Annotated in this window: 20 protein-coding genes and 1 pseudogene; 14 read left to right on the forward strand and 7 right to left on the reverse strand. The window is 69.0% G+C overall.

The genetic code is table 11. The features are described from left to right. The first annotated feature begins 3 nt into the window (after window positions 1–3). The 7 genes from ACIQMV_RS32455 to betT all read left to right on the forward strand — a co-directional run bounded on the left by ACIQMV_RS32455 (window position 4) and on the right by betT (window position 8,718). Window positions 4–2,184: an RICIN domain-containing protein gene (locus ACIQMV_RS32455; RefSeq protein ID WP_402596888.1), complete on the forward strand. Its 2,181-nt coding sequence runs from the start codon at window positions 4–6 to the stop codon at window positions 2,182–2,184. Window positions 2,185–2,401: 217 nt separating this feature from the next. After that, window positions 2,402–2,692 carry a hypothetical protein gene (locus ACIQMV_RS32460; protein ID WP_402596801.1) on the forward strand — a complete coding sequence of 97 codons (291 nt, stop codon included), beginning with the start codon at window positions 2,402–2,404 and terminating at the stop codon, window positions 2,690–2,692. A gap of 508 nt (window positions 2,693–3,200) precedes the next feature. Then, window positions 3,201–3,416 carry a hypothetical protein gene (locus ACIQMV_RS32465; protein ID WP_402596802.1) on the forward strand — a complete coding sequence of 72 codons (216 nt, stop codon included), beginning with the start codon at window positions 3,201–3,203 and terminating at the stop codon, window positions 3,414–3,416. Further along, a complete protein-coding gene (locus tag ACIQMV_RS32470; protein WP_402596804.1) occupies window positions 3,413–3,688 on the forward strand; it encodes a hypothetical protein in 276 nt (91 codons plus the stop codon). The genes ACIQMV_RS32465 and ACIQMV_RS32470 overlap by 4 nt, the downstream gene beginning before the upstream one ends. Next, complete coding sequence (locus tag ACIQMV_RS32475) at window positions 3,685–4,530, forward strand: serine/threonine-protein kinase (protein ID WP_402596806.1); 846 nt, start codon at window positions 3,685–3,687, stop codon at window positions 4,528–4,530. Before ACIQMV_RS32470 ends, ACIQMV_RS32475 begins: the two co-directional genes overlap by 4 nt. Window positions 4,531–4,942: 412 nt before the next feature. Continuing rightward, a complete protein-coding gene (locus tag ACIQMV_RS32480) occupies window positions 4,943–5,959 on the forward strand; it encodes an MASE1 domain-containing protein (protein ID WP_402596808.1) in 1,017 nt (338 codons plus the stop codon). A gap of 482 nt (window positions 5,960–6,441) precedes the next feature. After that, window positions 6,442–8,718 (forward strand): choline BCCT transporter BetT, encoded by a 2,277-nt coding sequence (betT, locus tag ACIQMV_RS32485; protein WP_402596809.1) that lies wholly within the window; start codon window positions 6,442–6,444, stop codon window positions 8,716–8,718. Window positions 8,719–9,158: 440 nt separating this feature from the next. Here the strand turns inward: betT and ACIQMV_RS32490 are convergent, their stop codons facing one another. The 5 genes from ACIQMV_RS32490 to ACIQMV_RS32510 form a co-directional block, all read right to left on the reverse strand. Further along, window positions 9,159–9,698: a hypothetical protein gene (locus ACIQMV_RS32490; RefSeq protein ID WP_402596810.1), complete on the reverse strand. Its 540-nt coding sequence runs from the start codon at window positions 9,696–9,698 to the stop codon at window positions 9,159–9,161. 168 nt (window positions 9,699–9,866) lie between these two features. Next, window positions 9,867–10,724, reverse strand: a complete 858-nt coding sequence (locus ACIQMV_RS32495) for a serine protease (protein WP_402596889.1) — start codon at window positions 10,722–10,724, stop codon at window positions 9,867–9,869. Window positions 10,725–11,250: 526 nt separating this feature from the next. After that, entirely contained in the window at window positions 11,251–11,658 is a 408-nt protein-coding gene (locus ACIQMV_RS32500) for a nucleotidyl transferase AbiEii/AbiGii toxin family protein (protein WP_402596811.1), read from the reverse strand. After that, entirely contained in the window at window positions 11,655–11,906 is a 252-nt protein-coding gene (locus ACIQMV_RS32505; protein WP_402596813.1) for a hypothetical protein, read from the reverse strand. The genes ACIQMV_RS32500 and ACIQMV_RS32505 overlap by 4 nt, the downstream gene beginning before the upstream one ends. Before the next feature lie 272 nt (window positions 11,907–12,178). Then, window positions 12,179–14,470 (reverse strand): SpoIIE family protein phosphatase, encoded by a 2,292-nt coding sequence (locus ACIQMV_RS32510; protein WP_402596816.1) that lies wholly within the window; start codon window positions 14,468–14,470, stop codon window positions 12,179–12,181. Window positions 14,471–15,257: 787 nt separating this feature from the next. Here ACIQMV_RS32510 and ACIQMV_RS32515 point away from each other — a divergent pair. From ACIQMV_RS32515 to ACIQMV_RS32535, 5 genes and pseudogenes are all read left to right on the forward strand, one after another. After that, window positions 15,258–16,442 carry a PP2C family protein-serine/threonine phosphatase gene (locus ACIQMV_RS32515; protein WP_402596818.1) on the forward strand — a complete coding sequence of 395 codons (1,185 nt, stop codon included), beginning with the start codon at window positions 15,258–15,260 and terminating at the stop codon, window positions 16,440–16,442. Window positions 16,443–16,592: 150 nt separating this feature from the next. Next, on the forward strand, window positions 16,593–17,459 hold the full coding sequence (locus ACIQMV_RS32520; RefSeq protein ID WP_402596820.1) for an NAD-dependent epimerase/dehydratase family protein: 867 nt from the start codon (window positions 16,593–16,595) through the stop codon (window positions 17,457–17,459). A 340-nt stretch (window positions 17,460–17,799) separates the two neighbouring features. Further along, window positions 17,800–18,693 carry an FAD-dependent monooxygenase gene (locus ACIQMV_RS32525; protein WP_402596821.1) on the forward strand — a complete coding sequence of 298 codons (894 nt, stop codon included), beginning with the start codon at window positions 17,800–17,802 and terminating at the stop codon, window positions 18,691–18,693. Window positions 18,694–18,769: 76 nt separating this feature from the next. Continuing rightward, window positions 18,770–18,981, forward strand: a pseudogene (locus ACIQMV_RS32530) (metalloregulator ArsR/SmtB family transcription factor); the annotation flags it as partial. Between the two features lie 29 nt (window positions 18,982–19,010). After that, on the forward strand, window positions 19,011–19,526 hold the full coding sequence (locus tag ACIQMV_RS32535) for a GNAT family N-acetyltransferase (RefSeq protein ID WP_402596822.1): 516 nt from the start codon (window positions 19,011–19,013) through the stop codon (window positions 19,524–19,526). Between the two features lie 724 nt (window positions 19,527–20,250). Here the strand turns inward: ACIQMV_RS32535 and ACIQMV_RS32540 are convergent. Next, window positions 20,251–20,679: a VOC family protein gene (locus ACIQMV_RS32540; protein ID WP_402596823.1), complete on the reverse strand. Its 429-nt coding sequence runs from the start codon at window positions 20,677–20,679 to the stop codon at window positions 20,251–20,253. 331 nt (window positions 20,680–21,010) lie between these two features. Here ACIQMV_RS32540 and ACIQMV_RS32545 point away from each other — a divergent pair, with 331 nt between their 5' ends. After that, entirely contained in the window at window positions 21,011–21,808 is a 798-nt protein-coding gene (locus tag ACIQMV_RS32545; protein WP_402596825.1) for a hypothetical protein, read from the forward strand. A gap of 84 nt (window positions 21,809–21,892) precedes the next feature. On the opposite strand, the gene ACIQMV_RS32550 is transcribed toward ACIQMV_RS32545, so the two are convergent. After that, a complete protein-coding gene (locus ACIQMV_RS32550; RefSeq protein ID WP_402596826.1) occupies window positions 21,893–22,192 on the reverse strand; it encodes a hypothetical protein in 300 nt (99 codons plus the stop codon). Between the two features lie 309 nt (window positions 22,193–22,501). Between ACIQMV_RS32550 and ACIQMV_RS32555 the strand changes: the two genes are divergently transcribed. Next, on the forward strand, window positions 22,502–23,266 hold the full coding sequence (locus tag ACIQMV_RS32555) for a GNAT family N-acetyltransferase (RefSeq protein ID WP_402596890.1): 765 nt from the start codon (window positions 22,502–22,504) through the stop codon (window positions 23,264–23,266). The last annotated feature ends 37 nt before the right edge of the window (window positions 23,267–23,303 follow it).

Genomic DNA, 23,303 nt, shown 5'->3' on the forward strand with positions numbered 1-23,303 from the left:
ACCATGGCGGCGTCGTCCTTCCTCACGGCCGCCCCCGCGGACGCCGCGATCCCCGCGGACCACGGCGCGTCCGCCCCGCGCGCGGCCGCCGCCGCGGCCGCCGCCCTGCCCACCGACTGGGCCACCGTCGTCAACGCGGCCAGCGGCAAGTGCCTCGACGCCCGCGCCGCCGGCACCGCCAACGGCACGGCGGTTCAGCAGTACACCTGCAACAACTCCACCGCGCAGCAGTGGAGTTTCACCGCGACCAGCGGCGGCTACGTACGCATCAACAACCGCAACGATGCCGGCCAGGTCGTGGACGTGACGAACGTGTCCACGGCCGACAACGCCCCGGTCCAGCTGTGGGCCTACGGCGGCGGCGCCAACCAGCAGTGGCTGCCCGTCGACGAGGGTGGTGGCGCCTACCACTTCGTCAACCGCAACAGCGGCAAGTGCCTGGACGACCCCGCCGCCTCGACCGCCGACAGCGTCCAGCTCGTGCAGTACACCTGCAACGGCACCGCCGCCCAACGCTTCCAGGTGGCCCCCGTGACCCCGCCCGCAGGATCGACGGACCTCGGCCCGAACGTGGTCGTCTTCGACCCGTCCATGTCGTCGTCGACGATCCAGAGCAGACTGAACTCGATCTTCAAGCAGCAGGAGACCAACCAGTTCGGCTCCCAGCGCTACGCCGTCATGTTCAAGCCGGGCACCTACAGCGCCGACGTCAACGTCGGCTTCTACACCCAGGTCCTCGGCCTCGGCCTGACCCCCGACGCGGTGACCGTCAACGGCGCGGTGCACGCGGAGGCCGACTGGTTCCAGGGCAACGCCACGCAGAACTTCTGGCGCGGCGCCGAGAACCTGTCAGTCAACCCGACCGGCGGCAACGACCGCTGGGCGGTCTCGCAGGCGGCCTCGTACCGCCGGATGCACCTGCGCGGCAACCTCGCGCTGGACGACGGCGGCTGGTCCAGCGGCGGCTACCTCGCCGACAGCAAGATCGACGGCCGGGTCAACTCGGGCAGCCAGCAGCAATGGCTGACCCGTAACGCGCAGCTCGGCGGCTGGACCGGGTCCAACTGGAACATGGTCTTCGTCGGCAGCCAGGGCGTGCCCGCCACCAGCTTCCCGAACCCGCCGTACACGACGGTCGCGCAGAGCCCGGTGACCCGCGAGAAGCCCTTCCTGTACGTGGACGGGGCCGGCGCCTACCAGGTGTTCGTCCCGGCGGTGCGCACCAACTCCACCGCGACCAGCTGGGCGAGCGGCAGCGCCGCCGGCACCTCCCTGTCCCTGGACACCTTCTACGTCGTGAAGCCGGGCGCGACCGCCGCGCAGATCAACGCCGCCCTGGCCGCGGGCCAGAACCTCCTGGTCACACCCGGTGTCTACCACCTCGACCAGACCTTGCGGGTGACCCGGCCCGACACCGTCGTCCTGGGCCTCGGCCTCGCCACGCTCATACCGGACAACGGCGTCACGGCGATGACGGTCGCGGACGTCGACGGTGTGAAGATCGCGGGCGTCCTCTTCGACGCGGGCACCACCAACTCGCCCACGCTGCTGGAGGTCGGCCCGCGCGGCTCCGCGGCCTCCCACGCGGCGAACCCGGCCTCCCTGCACGACGTCTACTTCCGCGTCGGCGGCGCGGGCGTCGGCAAGGCGACCACCAGCCTCGTCGTCAACAGCGCCAACGTCATCGGCGACCACATGTGGATCTGGCGCGCCGACCACGGCAGCGGCGTCGGCTGGACCAGCAACACCGGCGACACCGGACTCGTGGTGAACGGCGACAACGTCACGATGTACGGCCTGTTCGTCGAGCACTACCAGAAGTACCAGACCGTCTGGAACGGCAACGGCGGCCGGACGTACTTCTACCAGAACGAGATGCCCTACGACCCGCCCAACCAGGCGGCCTGGATGAACGGCTCCACCCAGGGCTACGCCGCCTACAAGGTGGCCGACTCCGTCACCAGCCACCAGGCGTACGGCCTCGGCAGCTACTGCTACTTCAACGTCAACCCGGGCGTGACCGCCGCGCGCGCCATCGAGGCACCGAACAACCCGAACGTGCGGTTCACCAGCATGGTCACGGTCTCCCTCGGTGGCACGGGCACCATCAGCCGCGTGATCAACAACACCGGAGGCCCGTCCAACTCCGCCAACAACGTCGCGAACCTCACCAGCTACCCGTAACCGTCCCAGGTCATGACGGGGAAGGCCCCGCAGCCCGGGCTGCGGGGCCTTCGGCACGGTGCAGGCAGTGGAGGCAGGTCAGGCGCTGGTGAGACCGGAGGTGTCTGCCAAGGCGAGTTGGCCAATGACGCCCAGGCAGCGGCTGCGCAGGGCTGAGGGGCTTTGTCTGTAGAGCCTCAAGACAATGGACACCAGGTAGTGTCCGTGGATCGCACGGTTGCTGGTGCGGGAGACAGCCAGGGTTCTCAAGCAGCTGACCACAACGGGCAAACAGGTCCAAGGCACGGTGCGTCCTCTCAAGGCGCAGGGCGTACAGATGGTCAACGAACGGAGCCGCAGCGTCCGCATCGACAGCCCGGCCATCGACTGCATGCCACAGCAGCTCACACGCCATGCACAGCGCCGTGGCGGCGGCCTCGGGCGCGCCGGCCGGCGCTGCCGGGATGCGGACGGGGACATCGCTGCGGGCGACGAGGTGCGCTGCACCGGGGCCGGCAGCCCGTTGTGACTGAGAACGGCATTTTTCGTTCGCGGGCCATCCGAATCCGGCCCGGAGACGTAACTACTGTGGAAAGAGTTCCTCAGCGAGATTCAGGAGGAGCAATGGCCATCTTCAGCAAACTCGTGCCTGCAAGGAATGACGACCACCGCTCGTCGAGGCACCACGGTGGACACGGTTCGCATCACCGCGGCGGACACCGTTCGCACCACCGCAGCGGACACCGTTCGGGTCACCGCAGCGGACGCCGCCGTAGCCGCCACTGACCGAATGAGTGCTGGGCGGGCCGGAGACTGGATGCCCCGGTCCGCTTCGCAGACCCCCGAGGTGCGCATCCCATGGTGCATGTCCTGCGGCGCCTGCTGTCGGTGGACGCTTCCGACGCCGTCGTGGCGGCCGCGCCCGCGATGCCGCCGCGTGAGGTGTTCCGGCGGTTCTGGCCCTACACCCGCGGCGGTCGGCGATGGCTTGTCCCCGTCCTTTCCCCGTTCTCCTCTTCAGCCTGGTCGGCCCGGCCGTGAACGCCTCGGAGATCTGGCTGTTCAAAACCGTCGTGGACGCTGTGCTCGCCCCCCGCGATCTGCGGCCGCTGCTCTGGGTCGCGCCGGTCTTCCTGGGCTCATCGTCTGCTCCGGGGTGCTGCGGTTCGGCCGACGACGTGACGTCCACCTGGGTCGGCGAGCGCTTCCTGCTCTCCCTTCGCGCCGGCACCTGGCGATCGCCCGGGCAATGATCAGGGACGCGCCCGTGCTGCTGCTGGACGAGCCGACCACCGGACTCGACGTCCGGTCGGGCCGACGGATCATGGATCCGCTGCGCCGGCTCATGGCCGGGCGGACCACCATCGTCATCTCCCACAACCTGCTGACCGTCCGGGACGCCACCCGCATCGTGGTGCTCGACCACGGCCGGATCGTCGAACACGGCGCTCACGACGACCTGCTGGGCCGCGACGGCATGTACGCCCGGCCGCACCGGCTCAGCGCGGGCGCGGTGCTGACATGAGCGCCCCCGCCCCCTGGAGGCCGGGCACGAAACCGGCGCCGGGCTACGTGATCCTGGAGCATCTGGTGCGCACCGGCTGGCTCGACGTCTACGACGCCTGGAGCGCGGAACGCGACTGCCGGTGCGTGATCAAGGTGGTGCGGCCGGACCACCGCGGCGAGCAACGGCTGGGCGAGCGACTGCTGCGCGAGGGACGGTGGCTGCGGGACTTCGCCCATCCGCACCTGGTCCGTGGCTACGAAACGCTCACGTCGCCCGAGCCGCTCGTCGTCCTGGAGACACTGACCGGTGAGACCCTGTCCCACCTCGTGCACCGGATGCGGCGGCGGCCGGCCGCCACCGATGTGGCGCTGCTCGGGGTGCAGATGTGTTCAGCGGTCCACTACCTCCACGGTCGGGGCCTGCTCCATCTGGATCTCAAGCCCGCCAACGTCGTGGTCGACCGCGGCCACGCCAAGGTACTGGACCTGAGTCTCGCCCGGCCTCCGGGGCCCGCCCCCGCGGGGCTGGGCACGTGCTGCTATCTCGCGCCGGAACAGGCCCGGGGCGGGCCGCTCACGGCCGCCACCGACGTGTGGGGCATCGGCATCACGCTGTTCGAAACAGCCTGCGGAGAGGAACCCGTCGTCTGCGGGGACAGCCGGGCTGCGACAGACGGCCACGACCGTGAAACCGATGACCGGTATTGGCAGCTCGAAGAGGCCGCCCCACCGATCGGGACCCGGCGACGTCTGCCGCTCGCCCTCGCCGCCGCCATCGACACCTGCCTACGAGCCGATCCCTCATCCCGGCCTACGGTCGCCGCACTGGCCTGCGCCCTCAAGGCAGAGCTGCCCCTGTGACACCCCGGCCAGCAGCCCCCACCCCCCGAGCCCGCACAGGGCGGTCTTCGGGCGAGTCACGGCACGAGCGATACCGCCGGCACACACCCGCAGGCGTCGGAAAACATGTTCGAGCCGACGCCCCTGCACGACTTCGTGCAGGCCCTGGCCGACCACCACCCCAGCGACGCGCACGACGACAGAGCCATCCTCGCCGTGCGCACCCCGCGCTGAAGCCGCACAGACCCACAGCGATGCGGCTGAGGCGGAACCGCCGGATCACGACATCGCCCCCTGAGCGGTCACCCGAAGCGATCCCGGCAGAGCACATTACGCAAGGTCGCAAGGTCACGCAGAGGAGCGGCGGTGTGGTGGATACGGCGGGGGCAGCGGACGATGGACGAGGGAGCAGAGCCGAGGAGAAGACTTCCCGATGACTGTTGCGAGCCGCGACAGGCTCCGGCGCGTTGGCATGACGGCCCTGCGGATCGTCGCCGTTGCCGCGCTGTACTACGCCTTCGGCAGGCTGGGACTGCTCCAACAACTCGTGCGCGGCCAGGTCACGCCGTTGTGGCCTCCGACCGGCATCGCGCTGGCCGGCCTGCTCCTGTTCGGACTGCAGGTCTGGCCCGGGATCGCGCTCGGCGCCTTCCTGATCAACATCCCACTGGGACCATCGACCCCCGCCGTGCTCGCCATCACGGCAGGCAACACACTCGCGCCCCTCTGCTCCTACGCACTCCTTCGCCGCAGCGGGTTCCGCACCCAGATGAACCGCTTCCAGGACGCGCTCGCACTGGTCTTCCTCGGCGCGCTCACCGGCATGCTCATCAGCGCGACCGTGGGCAGCAGCACCCTGAGTCTCGCCCACGCGCTGCCCCCCGGCGGATTCTGGCTCACGTGGTGGGTCTGGTGGACCGGCGACGCCATGGGCGTCCTGCTGGTCGCGCCGCTGCTGCTCGTCCTCCGCTCGGCGCACTGGCCGAAGAACATCCCCCGCTCCGGATGGGCGGAGGGATCGCTGCTTGTCGCGGCCACCATCGCCGTCGGTCTCCTGCAAACCTCCCCCGCACCGCTGCTCTTCCTCGGCTTCCCGCTGCTGACCTGGGCAGCCTTCCGCTTCCAGCGCACCGGAGCGACACCCTGCGCGCTGGCCGTATCCACCTTCGCCATCCTCGCCGCCACGCGCAGGACAGGCCCGTTCGCCGGGCACACGCTGCTCACCGACATGATTTCACTGCAGGCCTTCAACGGCGCCGCCGCACTGACCGCGCTGCTGCTCGCCGCGGCCATCACCGAGCGGAACCAGACCCAGGCGAAGATCGAAGAGGCCTGCAGGCGGCTCGCCGAGATGGTGGTAAGAGCCGCGCCGGACACCGGCGGCCTGTCAGCGCTTCCCAACCGCCAGGAAGACGGCGAGGAGAACGGCGGGCAGACCCGGCCGTCGTGAGCAATCAACAACTCCGACGCGGTGCGCGCGGGCAGCGGCCACCGCGATTCCACGCAACCCGAAACACCACCCTGTGCCGTCCCCGACAACCGGTGCGCCGGCTCGCATCTCATCCGCGGGCCGGCGCACACGGATCTGTCACAGCGGCCCTGTCAAGCCCTCGGCCAGGTCGGGCTGGCCACCACAGAATGGACCGATTGGCACAACCACACCCGGCTTCGCGGTGAGATAGGGCACAGCCCGCCCGCCGAATACGAAGCCCTGAGCACCACGAAAGCCCAGGCCACAACCAACATCCGAGGCCTCGGCCATACCCGAAGCGGTTCACGGGGATATTTTGTTAGGCGTTCTAACATTGCTGGGTAGGCCCCACGACTGGGTGCCCACTGTGCACGGCCTCCCCCATCCCTTCGGATCGAGGCCGCGGACGTCCGCCCACGCTGACGCCCACCCGAACCCGTCCCCGACAGGAGGAGGACTGCATGCTCGAAGCCGCAGACACGCACCGCCCCGGGGGCGAGCCGCCGAAGGCCCCGATCGAACGCCGCCACCTCGGCGGCACCGAACGGCGGCGCCACGGCCACGAGACCGAGAACCGTCCTCCCGTCTCCAGGCAGGAACTCAGCAAGGCCCCCGCGGATCTCATCGAGGAACCCGGTCCCCAGGTCAACTGGCGCGTCTTCATCATCGCCTCGGCCGTCATCGTCGCCTTCTCCCTCTGGGCCATGATCGTGCCCGGGCACGCCGCCGACACCATGCGGACCATGGTGGCCTGGATCTCGGAGAACCTCGGCTGGTTCTACGTCCTGACCGTCACCGTGGTGATCGTGTTCGTCCTCTGGGTCGCGCTGTCCAAGGAGGGCTCCGTCCGGCTGGGCCCCGACCACTCCCGGCCGCAGTACAAGCTCTTCACCTGGGTGGCCATGCTGTTCGCCGCCGGCGTGGGCATCGACATGCTCTTCTACTCCGTCACCGGGCCCATCACCCAGTACATGGCTCCGCCGGCGGGCCAGGGCCAGACGGGCGCGGCCGCCCAGGACGCCGTGGTCTGGACCATGTTCCACTACGGCGTGGCCGGCTGGTCCATGTACTCGCTGCTCGGCATGGCCATGGGCTACTTCGCCTACCGCTGGGGCATGCCACTGTCCATCCGGGCCGCCCTGTACCCCCTGCTCGGCAAGCGCGTCCGCGGCGGGCTCGGCGACACCATCGACATCGTCACCCTGGTCGGCACCGTCTTCGGCGTCGCCACCTCCATGGGCATCGGCGTCGTGCTGCTGGACGTCGGCTTCGCCCTGTTGTTCGGCCTCCATGGGGGCCTGTCCCTGCAGATCGCGCTGGTGGTCGTGGCCGTGATCATGACCATCGCCGCCTGCACCTCGGGCGTGGAAAAGGGAATCCGGCTGATCTCCCAGCTGAACATCTGGAGCGCGGCGGCGATGCTGCTCTACATCCTGGTGACCGGACAGACGGCGTTCCTGCTCAACGCGCTGGTGGAGAACATCGGCCGGTTCGTCTTCTCGCTGCCGGACCGAACCCTGGAGACTTTCGCCTACCAGGAGGGGGGCGCCAAGTGGATGGCCGGCTGGACCCTGTTCTTCTGGGCGTTCTGGCTGGCCTGGGGCCCGTTCGTGGGCCTGTTCCTCGCCCGCATCTCCCGTGGCCGGACGCTGCGCGAGTTCGTCATCGCCGCCATCGCCGCCCCCGTGCTCTGCGACTTCCTGATCGTGAGCATCTTCGGCAACAGCGCCATGTACCAGGTCCTGCACGGGAACACGAAGTTCGCCCAGCTGGCCATGCACAGCCCGGAGGAGGGCTGGTTCGCGCTGCTGAAGATGTTCCCCGGCGCCGGCTTCCTGATCGGCCTCGGCACGCTGTCCGGATTGCTCTTCTACCTCACCAGCGCCAACTCCGGCGCCATGGTGATGTCCAACTTCTCCTCCTCGATCCCCAACCCGTCGCAGGACGGGGCGAAGTGGCTGCGCATCTTCTGGGCCGTGCTCACCGCGGTGCTGACCATCGCGATGCTGGTGGCCGGCGGGGTCACCACCATGGAGTACGCGACGCTCATTTTCGCCCTGCCGGTGACGGTCATCGCCTGGCTGGTGATGGCCTCCTTCTCCAAGGTCCTGCGCATGGAGCGGGCCGAGCGCGAGGGCCGGGTCCTGCGCCGGCATTCGACGGCGGCGCACGGCGGCCACGTGCCCGAGCGCACCTGGCGCCAGCGGCTGGAGCGGATGCGCTCCTACCCCTCGAAGAAGCAGGTGGCCCAGTTCATGGAGCGCACCGTGCAGCCGGCACTGGCCGACGTGGTCCGCGAATTCAGGAAGCAGGGCTACCAGGCCACGCTGGACCTGGTCCCGAACGAGCACACCGGCATCGCCAGCCACGCGCTGGTGGTCGCGATGCCCGAGCACCGCAACTTCCACTACCAGGTGCAGGCCGTCGAGGCCCCGGTGCCGATGTTCGGCGGACGCATGTCCCGCCAGACGGACGTCTACTACCGGGTCGAGGTGTTCACCCAGACCGGCTCCGAGGGCTACGACCTCATGGGCCTGTCCCATCAGCAGGTGATCGACGACGTCCTGGACCGCTACGAGGCGCACCTGGGCTTCCTCACCTACTCCACCGAGCACGACTACGCCTCGGTGCTCACGCCGCCGATCGTGACCGCCACGGGCGCCGTCTCGGTGGTGGATCCCGCGGAGCCGCAAGACGACGCCGGTGTGAACACAGCGGGCAGCGGGCCGAAGGCGTAGGCGCCGTTCCACCGGACGCCGGTGCCCGCGCCACCCGCTTCGCAGCCGCACTTCTTCACCACGCCACCAAGTCAGGCGACCTGATCAGCCGTATCAAGCAGGACCTCGGCGTCCGTTGGCAGCACGGTGTCCGTCGCCAGTGGCGGAGTCGAAGGTAGATCTGTACGCCGCGATTCGCCGTGACCACGACCGCAAAGGGCTGTCCTGAACCCTGCAAAATACAACGTCACCTGGCGGACCGTGCGCCGGGCCTTGGACGGGCAATGGCTCGGCAACCGCGGACGTGCCTTCTCCGCCCCTTGCATCCACGGGCACGCCTGCTTCTCCGAACGTGCCAGTTACGACCCCTCGATCGCCTCCAGGGTCTCGATAAAGTCGGGGTGATGACTGGGAGCCGAGGCCGTTCCTCTGAACTCCGCTTTGAAGCAGGTCAGTCGAGGTCAAGGCAGGTGCTGTCGGGTCGCGGTCCAGGCGGCGATTCGCTCACGGACCGGGCCAGGTTCCAGGTGACCGACGAGGTTCTCCAGATGGGCCGTCAGGGTCTTGTGCCACCGCAGCGCGCGGATCTGCTCGATGGGAAGGTCGCGCCAGCCCTCGGCGAGCCCAGCGGCCTGTGTGAGCGTGAAGGTCAGTGCGTCGAGCGTGTCGGACGCCAGCGCCTCTGGACTCCAGTCAGGGTCGGTGTCGTCAGGGCCTAGCCGGTCGATCACCCACATCCGGAGCATGAAGTCCTGGTGAGCCACCCGCGCAGAGGACCCCTCGATGTTGTCGAGCATGCGCCGGTTCGCGAGCAGCGACAGCTTCGCCCACTGGCGACGGGCTTCCTGGGGGTGGCTGGAGTTGTAGGCCTGTCCCTGCGCGGCAACGCGTGCTGTCTCAAGTTGCCGGCCGTGGGCGTCATGGATGAACGTCTGCAGCTGGTCGAGTGTCCACGTGCTCACATCGTGGCCTGGTTCTTCTCGAGATGCATCGCTACTCAAGGTCCCCCCTCCTGGTCGTAGGCATGGGACAACAAGCCGAGCTCGCGGGCGTAGTGGCCGAGCGCGAGGCCTCCCACACGTGCTGATCGACGGGCGGTTCGTCATCGAGGACGGTCGCCGTACGGACATGCTCGCGGGCCGGTCCGTACGGCGTACGCCCTGTGCGGACTAGGCCTGGGGCTCGGGGAGTTCACATCCCTTGCGGCCCAGGTCGAGCTTGCTGCCGTCGACAACGCAGGGCACGATCCCGTAGGTCTCCTGCGCGTAGTGCGTGCCCTGGCGGACGGTGATGCGCCCCTTGCGGTCGACCTCGCAGGGATTGTTGAGCGTGCACTGCTCGCCGTCCTCGTTACCGGTGTTGTTGACGGCGATCACGCGTCCGGTGTGGTCGTCGATCACCGGGGAGCCGGAGGTGCCGCCGATGGTCTGGCACGCGGGCGTGTAGCGCACCGAGTCCTTCCAGGTCCACCAGTACTCCTTGAGCTGGTCCACGAACCCGTCGACAGAGCACTTGTACTGCTTCTTCCAGTACCCCGACGTCACGGTGATCTCGGTGTTCTTGCGCGGGTGGCGCGGGTCGAGCAGCAGCGGCCGTACGTGGTATCTGCTCTCGATCTCGGCGTAGGTGGTGGTCGTCCGGTACAGCGAGATGTCGGTGTCGGTCATCGTCGCGTACGAGATCCGGTCGGCCTGGAGCGTGCCGAGCACCCCGGCGTCCTCGTCGAGGAGCTTGAACGTGCGGGTGGACGGCTGGTCCACGATGACCTGGCCGGCCTTCGGGAAGCCGCTCTCGATGCAGTGCCCGTTGGAGAGCACGAGGGCGGGGTCGTCGGGCTCTGACTGCGGGGTGCGCACGACGGAGCCGGAACAGTTGCTGAGCGCGACGGTGCCGGCGAACGTGACGGGCGCGTCGTTCGGTCTCGCGCGGGTGCCGGCGTCCCCGCCCGCGGTCCCGGCGACGGCGGGTGCCGCGCCCGCGCCGACCAGGGCGAGCGCGAACGCAGCGCCGGTGAGCGCCTTGCCGATCCTCGGTGAGCGACGTGTCGTGCGGGTCATCGGTGCTGCGGGTGACATTGGGTGAGCCCCCTTGCCGACGCCGGGTCTGACGTCTGTAGCCGATGGTTGCCGTGCGCATTCTTCGGTGCCGACGGGCGCTGGGACAAGGGGTGGGATCAAGTCCGTGTCCCGCCGCGGTCCGCGGGCGCGGCGGAGGCGGGCTCAGGCCGGCCCCGGTGCACCTGCGGACCCGAACTCGCGCTCGGAGCGAGCGACTTGGTGTTCCTCCAGGTCACGTCGGCTCCGGCGGGGTCGCCGGAGCCCCCGCGATTGAGGTCGGGGCGTGCCGGCCTGGCAGGTCGGCTGATGGTTGATCAGTAGGCCGTATGTCGGGCGAGAACCGGTTCGGGGCTCGGCTTGCGGCGGATTCGCCGACGGGCGGAGCGGTCCGAGATCAGTGAAGCGATCGCGCGCCCAGCGGCAAGACCCTCGGGGTCGGGCTCCTCGACACCACGACCGGCACGTGGTCACGCCGACGGGAGGGGGACGGCTCTTGTCAGGCGTTTTCGTCGTGGATCCGCGCCCCCAGGTCCTCCGCCCACTCCAGCGCCCACGTCGCGGGCTCCTCGAACTGCCGGGAGGTGGGCCCGTACACGGCATAGTCCTCGTCCTCGTAGCAGTCCGCACCGGTGAGCCGGTCGCGAAGGTCGAGGAACCGGCCGCTGAGCGGGTCGGTCTGTGCATGCGTGGTCCGTCGTCCGCGCGCGGCGAGGCCTGTTGTGAGGGATGCGATGATCTCGTCCATCGGGGCGGGGTTCTCGGTGGCGACGTCGAGGTCGCGGCTGAAGCGTTCGACCAGGCCATGGGCCTGTACGGCGTATCCCCCGGTGAGGACCAGAGGGCAGGGCGAGCCGAGGTCGAGGATGTCGGAGGGGAGACGCTCGTGGAGCGGAGTGAGCTTCACGCGGTGGTCACGTCGGCCTCGGCGGTGCGGGGCAGCTCGGGGAAGGCTTCCTCCCAGACCTGCCAGACCTCCCAGACCTCGCGGACGCAGGGGCTGACCGAGCGACGCGGAACAGGCCACTGCTCGGCCAGCAGCCGATGGTGGAGGAAGGCCGCCAAGTCCTCGCGCAGGCCCTCGGCGAGGACAGTCCGGTAGAGCGTCGAAAACGGAGTGACGCACGTGGCACCCTGCCTTTGAGCTGCGCCCATGCCTGACATGCGCGCATACGTCGCCCAGGCATTTCAGACAGAGCCGGGCGGTCAATGCCGGAGATCGGGCACGCCTTCTACGAGGCCGGCCCGTCGTCCGCAACAGACCGACAAGGAGCAGAGATGCCTTTGGTACGGAGGGCATCCCGGAGTTTTCGCTGTCCGGGACGCTGTCGTGGAAGCACCTGGGTTCGAGGGCGGGTGTCCATGGGGCCGGTGGGGCCGTCAGCACAGCGGGGTTGATCTACCGGGCCGCTTGGCCGGGGCGGTGGTCACGGCATCTGCTGTTCGGTCCAGATGCATTTTCCGGCGGAGGTGTAGCGGGCTCCCCAGCGATCGGAGAGGGCGGCCACCAATTGCAGCCCGCGCCCGCCCTCGTCGGTTTCCGAGGCGTGACGGATCCGGGGCGTGGTCAAACTGCTGTCGGAGACCTCGCATATCAGCCTCTCGCCCCGCAGCAGACGCAGCCCGATGGGACCTTTCGCATGCCGGACGGCGTTTCCGACCAGCTCGCTGACCAGCAGCTCGGCAGCCATGGTCAGCGCGTCGACATCCCAACGGGCCAGCTGGTCCCGGACGTGTTCCCGCGCCTCGCCCGCAGCGATCGGCCCATCGGACAGCGGCCAGGCCGCGACGTCCTCGGGTTTCACCGCATGCATGCGGGCAATGAGCAGCGCGGCGTCGTCATCCGTGAGCTGCCTGTCCGGCAGCACACCGGCGAGCACGTCATCGCACAGACGTGTCAGCGATTCGTTCGCGCATCCGGTTCGGCCGCCGTCACGCCAGGCTGTCCCCGCGCTGGGCTGGAGGCCGGAACTGAGGACCGCGCTCGACAGTACCCTCGCCAAGTCGTTCATCCCGTCGTCGATGTCTCCGGTGGCGGCATCCACCAGACCGTCGGTGTAGAGCACCAACAGGCTTCCCTCCGGGAGATCGATCTCGCTCGTCTCGAACGGTGGCCGCGCGGCACCCAGCGGTGGGTCGGGCGAGCAGCCAGAGAACTGCACGGGCTGTCCTGGGCGGACGATGGCCGGCGGAGGGTGCCCGGCACATGCGAAGGTGCAGGTGGCGGAGACAGGGTCGTACACGGCGTACAGGCAGGTGGCGTAGAAGTTCTCTCCGAGGTCGTTGACCAGGTCGTTGAGGCGGTTGAGCAGTTCCGCCGGCGGGAACTCCAGGTCGGCCAACGTGTGCACAGCGGTGCGCAGCCGCCCCATGGTGGCCGCCTCGGGCAGGCCGTGTCCCATCACGTCGCCGACGACCAGGGCCACCCGGGCGCCGGACAGGGGAATGACGTCGTACCAGTCACCGCCGACATCGATGCCCTCGCTGGCGGGAAGATAACGCGCAGCCGTGTCCACGAACCGCAGCGACGGGAGGGCACGCGGCAGTAGTCCCCGCTGGAGTTCCTTGGCGCGGGTGTGCTCGGTGTCGTACAGCCGGGCACGCTCGATGGCCTGCGCCATCAGTCCGCTCAGCGCGGTGAGCAGGGTCTGCTCCTCTCCGTTGAGGAGGCGCGATTCGGCGAAGGAGATGACGCAGCACCCGATGCAGCGGCCGGAGACGATCAGCGGCAGAAAGGCCCAGGCTGCCTTGCCGGCTGCGCTGAGAAGTCCGGACATCAGCGGATAGCGAGCGACGTACTCCTCGGCCGAGGCGATGAAGGCGGGCTTCCCGCTGTGGTACACCTCCGAGACGGGAGAGACGGCGGTGACAGCAGTTCCGTCGATCTTGTCGAGAAAGGCCCGCGAGTATCCGACGGACCCGGCGACGCGTATCACCCTGCCCTCAATGATCTGGACGACAAGACCAGAGGCGCTGAACGGAGGCAGCACCCACGCCGCGATGGCCGCCACCACATCGCGCATCGTCAGGGCCTGCGCGAGGGCGGTGGTCAACTCGGTCACCCGGGCCGTGCGCTCGGCTGCGGCCCGTTCGGCGGCTGCGTGTTCCGCCGCACGGGCCTGGCTTTCGGTGACGTCGGCGGCATACACCGTCAGTCCGTCGGGCACCGGCACCAGCCGCATGCGGTACCAGCGCTGGTTGGTGGGCCAGCGCATCTCGAAGGTGGCCGGGGCGCCGCTGGCGACGGCCTGCCTGCAGCGTGTCTCAAGGCCCGGCGCGGCGAGGTCGACGCGCAGGCTTGCGAAGATGTCCCACAGAGTTCGGCCGAGCAGCGCGTGCGAGACGCCGAGCAGCCGCTCCGCCTCCGCATTGACGAAGGTGACGCGCCATGCGCCGTCCACCACAAAGAACGCGTCACTCATCTGCCACAGCGCTCGGCTCATCGAGTCCGGTGCGGTGAGGGCCGTGCCGCTGCTTCCTTCCGGACCGGCCGACCGTACGGGTTCACCGTAGCGGCCGATTGCGGGCCCGCTGAGGGGTCGGCGTGCCCCTTCCTCCCGGGGTGGCCGTGGCCCCTCCCGGCTGTGCTGGCTTTGTACCCGCTGTCCGTCGGCCGGGAGCCGGCCGAGACGTAGCGCGGCCCACGCGGTCAGCACTTCGACGGCGGCGCGCTGCTGCGGCGTGGGCTCCTCGGCGGGGGCCATCAGCACGGACAGCACGCCCAGTATCCCCTCGGGGGTGATCAGGGGAACGGCCAGCAGCCCGCCACCGGCCGGCAGCGTCGTGCCAGTGCGGTCCTCGATGGTCTCCACAGGCTTCCATACGGGTGTCCCGCGGGCCGCTGCGCGGGCCGGGGCCGTGTCGCTCGCCTCCCCGATCTCCGCCCAGTTCCGAACGGCCGTGCGGAGCAGCCCGTGCACTGCCGTCAGCAGCAGCCCACAGTTGCCGGGACCGCGTAGATGCACCATGCCGCCCAGACCACCGGACTCCGTCACCGCATGGTCGAGGGCGAAGCTCAGCAGGTCGGCACCTGACAGGCTCTCCCCCGCAGTGGTGATCACTCGCAGTCTGGTGGCGGCCGCGTCCACGGGGGCCTGCTCGGACATTCGGTCACCTCCGCGGCGAGCAGGCGGGGGATTTACTACCCTCAATAATTATTAGTTGAGCCACCCTGCCCAGTCGAGACGTAACGGACACAGGGTTCTTCCGGGGACCATCCGTGGCAGAGAACCATGCGGATGCCGGCAGCATCGCGCGGAAAAACGAGGCCAGTGGCCGGTCGGCGGTGATGACCAGAGCGGCGCGAGGAGTTTCGGGCACCTCGGCGCATAGGCGCATCACAGGAATCTGGTCGGCCGACCAAGAAAGCGGGTGCGGATGACCGCAGCCAGGATGCGGGGTGAGGGCGAACAACACCGCCCGATCGTGTCCAGGCGCTGCGTGCCCGTGCGGAGCCGTCGCCTCCCCGGCGTGTGCGGGGCTGCCCGAGCGGGGTAACCGGAAACCATGCGCCTCCTTGGGCAGGTGTTTACTCACCGGCAGCGCTCGGGGCACCCCAGCGTCGCCCTGCTAGCGGTGCCGCTCGGGATGATCCTGGCCATCACGCTGGCCGACGCATTCAGTCCCCGTGGCGTACCGCTGGGGCCGCTGCTGATCGTGGCGCCCGCGATCACGGCATCGTTCGCCGGCCCCGTCCTCACCGCGGCGATGGGCGTGGTCGCTGTGGCGGCTCTGTTCAGCATCGGTCTGACACCCCCGATCCTTCTGGGGACTTTGTACTTCGATTCGCAGGTCATCTCCCTGCTGGTGGTGTCGGCGATCGTGACCGTGTTCCGTTACCTGCAGGGCAGGCACTCTCGTGAGCTGACGCAGGTGCGCACCGTGTCGGAGACGACGCAGCGCGTGCTGCTCAGGCCACTGCCGCACCGTATCGGCCCGCTGTGGGTGGCGTCGGTATACCTGGCCGCTCAGGAGCAGTCCCTGATCGGTGGCGACCTCTACGCGGCTGTACGTACGCCTGACGGCACCAGATTGATCATCGGGGACGTGATGGGCAAGGGACTGCCCGCAATCGGCGACGCCGCTCTGTTGCTCAGCGCATTCAGAGAGGCCGCACACCGCGAGGCCACCCTGCCCGACCTCGTGGCCTACCTGGACCACAGCATGTGCTGGCACCTGGCCGAACCCACCGAACGGGATCAGGTCGGAGAGTGCTTCATCACCGCCGCTGTCCTCGACATCCCCGACGAGCACCCCATGGTGCAGATGGTCATCTGCGGGCACCCGCCACCCCTACTGCTGCGCGACTGGCAGGTCACCACACTGCGCGCCACCCGCCCCGCGCCGCCGCTGGGCCTGGGCGAGCTGACCCGCCCCGACTACCACGTCGACACCTTCACCTTCGAGCCCAGGGACGTGCTGCTCCTGCACACCGACGGCGTGACCGAAGCCCGCGACGCCCAGGGCGCCTTCTACCCGCTGGCCGAACGGGCCGCATCCTGGGCACACCACAAACCCTCCGCACTGATCCGTCACCTGCGCGCCGACCTGCTCGCCCACGTCGGCGGGCACCTGGCCGACGACGCCGCCGCGATCGCCGTCCAACGCACCTTCCCGCCGGCACCCACCGGCACTACCGAGCGCGCGCCCCCATCCCGACCCACCGACGAAGGCGACCAGGACCGTCTGTGAGGAACAGCGGTGGACCGAGCTGACGGCCGTCGGTTACTCGGGGGACAACTGGCCCGTCTGGCACACGCTCCGCAGGCGTCATCCGTTGCGCGGCGGCAGGCTCGAGGAGTGGCGGACATCCCGCCGCCATCCGAAGGGACCGTGAGAGGGATGCGGGTCTTCATCACAGGCGGCTCTGGTTACATCGGCCGCTCCACCATCGAGGCGCTGATCCGGCGCGGTGGGAAGGTGACGGCGCTGGCGCGCAGCGAGCACTCCGCGCGCATCGTGTCGGGCCTGGGCGCCGTCCCTGTCGCGGGGGCGCTGACCGACGTCGACGTTCTTCGGGAGGTGGCCCGCCAGGCCGACGGGGTCATCCATCTCGGGGTGGACTACACCGAGGGCACAGCGGAGATCGATCGCGCCGCGGCGCAGGCGCTGCAGGAGGGCGCGGGAAGTCGTCCCTACGTGCACACGGGCGGGGTGTGGGTGTACGGCGATACCGACGGGGTCGTCGACGAGGACGCCCCGCTGAACCCGCCGCGGATCACCGCTTGGCGTCTGGAGAACGAACAGCGTGTGCTCGCCCGGGCGGCCACCGGAGAGCATCCGGTGGTGGTGATGCCGGGGCTGGTCTACGGGCGTTCCGGCGGGCTGGTGCAGCTGTACTTCGTCGAGCCGGAGCGTACCGCCGGTGCCGTGCCCTGCGTCGGAGACGGCTCCAACCACTGGGCGCTGGTTCACGTCGACGACATCGCCGAGTTGTTCGTCCTGGCCCTGAACGCCCCGGCTGGTTCCGTGTACGCCGGGGTGAGCGGACAGAACCTCCCGCTGGCGGACATCACCCGGGCCCTCAGCCACGCCGCCGGGTGCCCGGGCAGGGTTGATTCGCTTCCGCTTGGGGAGGCCGTGCGGCGGATGGGCCCGATCGCCGAGGCGTTCGCCCTCGATCAGCAGCTCACCGGCGCCCGGGCCCGCCGCGAGCTCGGCTGGACGCCTACCCACCTCGACGCGCTGGCCGAACTCGCCCAGAGCTGAACCGCTCGCCCTGGCCGGCCCGGCACGACCAGGTACGTAGACCGTGCCCGTACAACACTCCCCCGGACCTGTGCTCCCGCACCGGGCTCGACGTGAAGTCCCGCGAGTTGGCCGCCATCGCCGCCCGCACGGCGTTCGGCACGGCCGGCCCGCAGATGCGGGTCCACATCCACGGCTTCCGGCCGACGGACCGCCGGTCTCCCACACGGTCACGCCGAACCACCACCTGTCCGGGCAGTACCAGTGCCGCCGTCGGTCCTGCTGCTCTCCCCTCCTCCGGCGTCTCAGGTCCGGAACAGACGGCGAAGCCACCGCGGCCGGTTGCCGGCCTGGTCGAGCTTTGCGAGCGCGTCTGTTCGGCGCCGAGGCCGCCGATACCGGACTCACCTCCGAGCAGGTAAAGCAACGGCAGGCCATGCCGTTGGGCCTGGAGGAACTGCGTGCCACCTTGCGACGTGTCGCCGCCACCGACTTCGGGCTGCGTGCCGCGTCCTGGATCTCCCGAGCCAGCGACAGCACCCGCCGCGCCGCGCGGTACCGCTCCGGACGCGTCCTGCTCGCGGGAGACGCCGCCCACGTCCACCTGCCCGCCGGGGGGCAGGGGCTCAACGCAGGACTCCAGGACGCGGCGAACCTCGCGTGGAAACTGGCCGCTGAGATCCACAGCTGGGCTCCCGCCCACTTGATCGACGGCGCGTTCTGCTACGAACACGAACGCCGATACGTGGCAGAACAGCTCATGGCCAACACCCTGGCCCAGGGGGCGCTGATGCACACCTTCACAGCCGGCGGAAAGGCACTGCGCGACCTGGTCAGCGATCTGATCAGCCGTGGCGGCGACACCGCCGGGGAACTGGCCGGATGGCTCTCCGGCCTCAGCCTGAGCTACCCGCAGACCGAAGGCACCCATCCGCTGGTGGGCACGCGAGCCCCAGATCTCCCCCTCACTGACGGCGGAACACTCCACCAGGCGCTGCGTCATGACCGCTACCTGCTCGTGGACCTCACCCCGGACACCGGCCTCGCCGAACTCGGCTCCGCCCACATCGACGTGCGCGCGGCGCCATCCCCCAGTGGCACCTGGTCCGCCCTGCGCGCCGTCCTCATCCGACCGGACGGCTACATCGCCCACGCCACCCGGTCCACCGACCCCCTCAACCTGGCCACGACACTCGCCCAATGGACCACGGCCACCGGCTCCATACCGACCGCGGCCCAAGAACTCCAGTTGTAGATCGTGATGTTCGTCGTGGCTTGGGTGACGTCGGCCTGATCAGGCAGCCTGTCGGCTACGGTGCAGGCCATGGATAGCCGTGTGTACGCACGAGGGCGACGAGGCGTGCGTGTGCGACATCTCCGACGTCGGCGTCTCCCAGCCGACCGTCTCCCACCACCTGAAGAAGCTCAAGAAGGCCGGATTGCTCACCTCCGAGCGGCGCGGCACTGGGTCTACTACCGCGTGGAGCCGCCCGTGCTGGCCGCCATGGGCAAGCTGCTGACCAGCGCCGCCACAGCGGCCTGACCGCTGCACGGCGACGGGAGGACTCCACCATGTCCGTGGACGCCGGTTCGTCCAGCGCGGCGATCGTGCCGCTGACCGCTGAGCACGCCGAGCAGGTCTTGGCGATCTACCAGGCCGGTATCGACGAGGGCAACGCCACCTTCGAGACGACCGCCCCCAGCTGGGAGACGTTCGACGCGGGGAAACTGCGCGAACACCGCTTCGTCGCGCGGGGCGACGACGGAGGCGTGCTCGGCTGGGTCGCCGCGACCAAGGTCTCCGACCGCTGCGCCTACGCCGGCGTCGTCGAGCACTCCGTCTACGTCCACCCCTCCGCCCGGGGCCGCGGCGTCGCCTCGGCCCTGCTCACGGCGCTGATCGACTCCACCGAGCAGGCTGGGATCTGGACCATCCAGTCCGGGATCTTCCCGGAGAACACCGCGAGCCTCGCCGTTCACCGGCGGGCCGGGTTCCGCGTCATCGGCACGCGGGAGCGGATCGGACGCCACCACGGCCTGTGGCGCGACGTCGTCCTCGTCGAGCGCCGCAGCCCCGCCATCGACTGACCTGTCACTGCTCGGGCCGGCCAGCAGATCCAGGTCCGGGCCCCGGCTCCCACTCAGCCCTTCTCGTCGAGGGTCAGCTGGTGGTGGAAGTCAAAGTGTTGGGTGGGGTAGCGGTAGACGTCCTCGGGATGGACGATTCCCGCCGCGGCCGGGGGCTGAGCCGGACCCTGGCTGCGAGTTCGGGTCAGCCCTGGGCGAGGAGCGGGCCGAGGTCTGCTCGGCGACGCTCAGGGTTTCCCTCTGGGGGTGATCCGGCCGTGGACCTCGGGGATGGTGCCGGGCCCACACCTTGGCTGTGGAGAGGTCTACGAAGGTCGACGACAAACGACGGCAGCCTCGTGTCCCGCGACCCGGCGACCGTCGTGGGATCGCCCAGAGGGCGGCCGGACGACGCTGACCATGCACCGCGGCACCCCACGGCGTCCTGCCGCTCCCGTACAACCACGGTGGAGCAGGCGTTTTCTCTTCCCCTCCGTCCCGTACGGACTTTTCGAGAAGCGTGAACGACTGCGGCGTACCGCCTGGCTGCGGCTTGCCCCGCTTGCGTCCGACAACCTGACAGCCGGCGTTGAGGTAGTACGCATGCAGGCGTGCATGGCCGGCCAGGCGATGCTCGGCATCGCCCAGGCTGCACAGCCTCGCCCTTACGGGATGATTCCCGCCCCCTACGAGGCCAGAGAGGCCCAAGGGAGGCGGCTCCCCACTTCGCCGGCTCGGAGGATGCTCAGTCGAGACAGAACTCGTTGCCCTCGATGTCCTGCATCACGATGCACGCATCGTTGCCGTCATACAGGAGTCGCACGCGCACCGCGCCGAGCGGGACCAGTCGTGTGCATTCGGCCTCGAGCGCGGCCAGGCGCTCTTCCCCCACGAGTCCGGTGCCGACTCTCACGTCGAGATGCAGCCGATTCTTGGCGACCTTGCCTTCGGGTACGCGCTGAAAGTACAGGCGCGGGCCTACACCTGAGGGATCACTGCAGGCGAACCATGAACCCTGATCCTCGCGAGCCTGGGAGCGGTTGAAATCGTCCCACGTGGCGAACCCCGCCGGTGGCGGCGGTACGACGTACCCCAGCACCTCGCACCAAAAGCGAGCGAGACGCTCAGGTTCCGCGCAGTCGAAGGTGACTTGGAACTGCTTGATCGATGACACAGGCGCACCGTAACAGGGAGACCCTGTTGCTCACCTCCCGTTAAAAAGCTGCACGTTGACGGGAGGACGGTCCTTGCGAGCTGCTGCTGCGTCATGCAGTGGCACGGTTGACCCGATGTCGATGCCTCCAAGGGGTCGCCCGTCGTTCCGGACCAGACCGTCGGCCACGGCCCTCGCCGCGTTTCGAGGCCAGCGTGCTCATGGAGTCGTAAGGGACAGGCGTTGTGTGCCTGGGCGGGCAGTGCATGTAAGAACGGGAGTCGTTGACCGGCAACTGTCCGTTGTCAGCCATCGTGGTGCTGTGTCAGCCCCACGTGCCACACTGCCGCCCATGTCACTCGCTGATCTCACTCTCGACCAATGGCGGTCCTTCGACCAGCTCAGAGCCCGCCGCACCGCTCAGGAAGCCGCCGACCATGTGGGCGGCCGGGTGACACTCGTCGAGACCACGGAGCACCTCGGCGCCCCGCTGCACCGCGTCCGAATCGAGCGGAACGGGCAGGAATTCGCTCTGATACCGGGAGGCCCGGTGTCCCTGGGCTTTGATCTCGACAACTGGCAGCCGACCCCGGAGCAGACCGCCGACTATGCCGAGAGCGTGGAGCAGGGCTACGGCTACGGGCCCGATCTGCGGACCCACCTCGCGCAGGTACTCAGCGCTCGCCGGGGCGTTCACCTGGCCACCGTCCTCATGGCCGTGGAGGACGAGAATCTGACTGAGCCTCCTGCTGACATGCAGGCTGTTCTCTCAGCCCGTGGCCTGCGGATGCCGAGCTCCGACGAGTGGGAACACGCGTGTGGCGCCGGGGCAGACACCCTGTTCCGGTGGGGAAACGACTGCCCCCTCGACCGCATCCCCTATGGGGATCGCACCGGCCCGCAGAACCAACTGAACGCCTTCGGCCTGCATATCGCCTACGACACCTACCGCACGGAGCTGACGAGCGATGTCACTGCGGTCCACGGCGGCGACGGGGGCGAGTCGGTGTGCGGCGGCTACGGCCACACGCTGGCCTGGCTACCCCTGGCCACCGCCAACCGCAACCCTTCCATGGTCGAGTTCGTGTACGGACCGGACGGAGAAGACATGTACGGAAACTTCTCCACCCGACCGGTGCTCACGCTCTGAGCCTTCACGTGCATAGCCTGCAGGGTGAGCCTGGTCAGGGGCCCGCCCGGCTACTGATCAGTGAGTGAAGCGATCGTCGTCCGGTCAGCCACGCTGGGTCTCAGCCCGAATCATCTGCCGCAGGCTGCTGCGAGCCGCAGCGAGATCGCCCTGAGCCTCGGCGAGTTCCGCCTCAAGCTGCTGCTTCGAGGTCTGGGCTGCCGTGAGTGCCTCGCTGAGGCGAGCGTTTTGTGAGGCGAGCTCGTTGACCCGTGTGATGAGGTCGGTTGTGGGGATCTGGTCGACTTGTTGGCCGAGTTGGCGCCGCAGGGCGGCCTTGAGCGGATCGCGTTCGCCTCGCAGTGCTTTGATCTCTTCCCTCGCGAGAGCGAGATCTGTCTGCATCGCGTCGGCGCTGACTTGGCGTCCCGTCTCCAGTTCATGTCGAGGCAGGACCTTCTGCCGTTGATCTGCTGGGAACCCACCGTGACGTCCTCGTATCCATCCCTGACTCATCCCTTGGCTGAGGCTTTGGTCGATGTCCTGTGGTTCATCGACGGCAGTGAAGACGAGCACATGGATCTAGGCCGTGTATCGAAAGTGCTGGTCGTAGGCGCGACACTGCCTAAAATGGCATGCGATCTTCGCCTAGTCGTGCTGGGATCAATCGCTATGAATGATCATTTTCTTGATGAAGCCGACTTGACGGACAGGATGGAACGGAACCTGGCGGAACACGCCTGTCATCTGCACCGGAGTATGTCTGGTGCGACCGTCACAGAGGCTGGTGACCTCCTGGTCGCGGACAGTGGCCTGGACGACGACACGTTCAACATCGTTGCCGCGGCCCGGTTCACCGCCGCCGGCACCGCGGCCCGCATCACCGAGACCGCCGGGACGCTGGCAGGCACCGGCCGCCGTTTTTCCTGGTGGGTGGGCCCCGCCTCGACACCGGCGGACCTCGCCGCCCGCCTGGCGGCGGCCGGTCTGCCGGTGTCCGAACGCGAGACGGCGATGTGGGCCGAACTGGACGACACCCTGCCGCCTCCCGCCGTCCCGGGACTGGACATCCGGAGGGTGACTACGCCCGAGCAGCTCGCCGACTACGCCACGGTCCTCGCCGCGAACTGGAACCCGCCCGCCGAAACCGTCCGACGCTTCTTCGCCCGGGCGGCTTCGCAGGCACTGGCCGTGACCTGCCCGGCCCGGTACCTGGTGGGCTATGTGGAGAACCGTCCGGTCTGCTCCGCCGAGGTGTTCCACCACGCGGGAGTCGCCGGCATCTACAACATCTCCACCCTGGCTGCCCACCGCCGGCGCGGCTACGGCGGCGCCATCACGCTCGCGGCCCTCCGCACGGCCCGCGAGCGAGACCACCGCATCGCGGTCCTGCAGGCGTCGGCCGACGGCGAGCCCGTCTACCGCCGCCTGGGGTTCCGCTCCTGCGGCCAGTTCGTCGAACATGCCATCAACCTCTGAACCGCCAAGACTCCACGGGCTGTCCGTCCGCCATCCC

This window comes from Streptomyces sp. NPDC091412, from assembly GCF_044756885.1.
Classification (GTDB): Bacteria; Actinomycetota; Actinomycetes; order Streptomycetales; family Streptomycetaceae; genus Streptomyces.

What these genes read in the sequence shown, in the direction of transcription:
- betT (WP_402596809.1), top strand. Translation starts at nt 6,442, where the DNA reads ATGCTCGAAGCCGCAGACACGCACCGCCCCGGGGGCGAGCCGCCGAAG.
- ACIQMV_RS32545 (WP_402596825.1), top strand. Translation starts at nt 21,011, where the DNA reads ATGTCACTCGCTGATCTCACTCTCGACCAATGGCGGTCCTTCGACCAG.
- ACIQMV_RS32470 (WP_402596804.1), top strand. Translation starts at nt 3,413, where the DNA reads ATGATCAGGGACGCGCCCGTGCTGCTGCTGGACGAGCCGACCACCGGA.
- ACIQMV_RS32475 (WP_402596806.1), top strand. Translation starts at nt 3,685, where the DNA reads ATGAGCGCCCCCGCCCCCTGGAGGCCGGGCACGAAACCGGCGCCGGGC.
- ACIQMV_RS32480 (WP_402596808.1), top strand. Translation starts at nt 4,943, where the DNA reads ATGACTGTTGCGAGCCGCGACAGGCTCCGGCGCGTTGGCATGACGGCC.
- ACIQMV_RS32515 (WP_402596818.1), top strand. Translation starts at nt 15,258, where the DNA reads ATGCGCCTCCTTGGGCAGGTGTTTACTCACCGGCAGCGCTCGGGGCAC.
- ACIQMV_RS32520 (WP_402596820.1), top strand. Translation starts at nt 16,593, where the DNA reads ATGCGGGTCTTCATCACAGGCGGCTCTGGTTACATCGGCCGCTCCACC.
- ACIQMV_RS32555 (WP_402596890.1), top strand. Translation starts at nt 22,502, where the DNA reads ATGGAACGGAACCTGGCGGAACACGCCTGTCATCTGCACCGGAGTATG.
- ACIQMV_RS32455 (WP_402596888.1), top strand. Translation starts at nt 4, where the DNA reads ATGGCGGCGTCGTCCTTCCTCACGGCCGCCCCCGCGGACGCCGCGATC.
- ACIQMV_RS32535 (WP_402596822.1), top strand. Translation starts at nt 19,011, where the DNA reads ATGTCCGTGGACGCCGGTTCGTCCAGCGCGGCGATCGTGCCGCTGACC.
- ACIQMV_RS32550 (WP_402596826.1), bottom strand. Translation starts at nt 22,192, where the DNA reads ATGCAGACAGATCTCGCTCTCGCGAGGGAAGAGATCAAAGCACTGCGA.
- ACIQMV_RS32505 (WP_402596813.1), bottom strand. Translation starts at nt 11,906, where the DNA reads ATGGGCGCAGCTCAAAGGCAGGGTGCCACGTGCGTCACTCCGTTTTCG.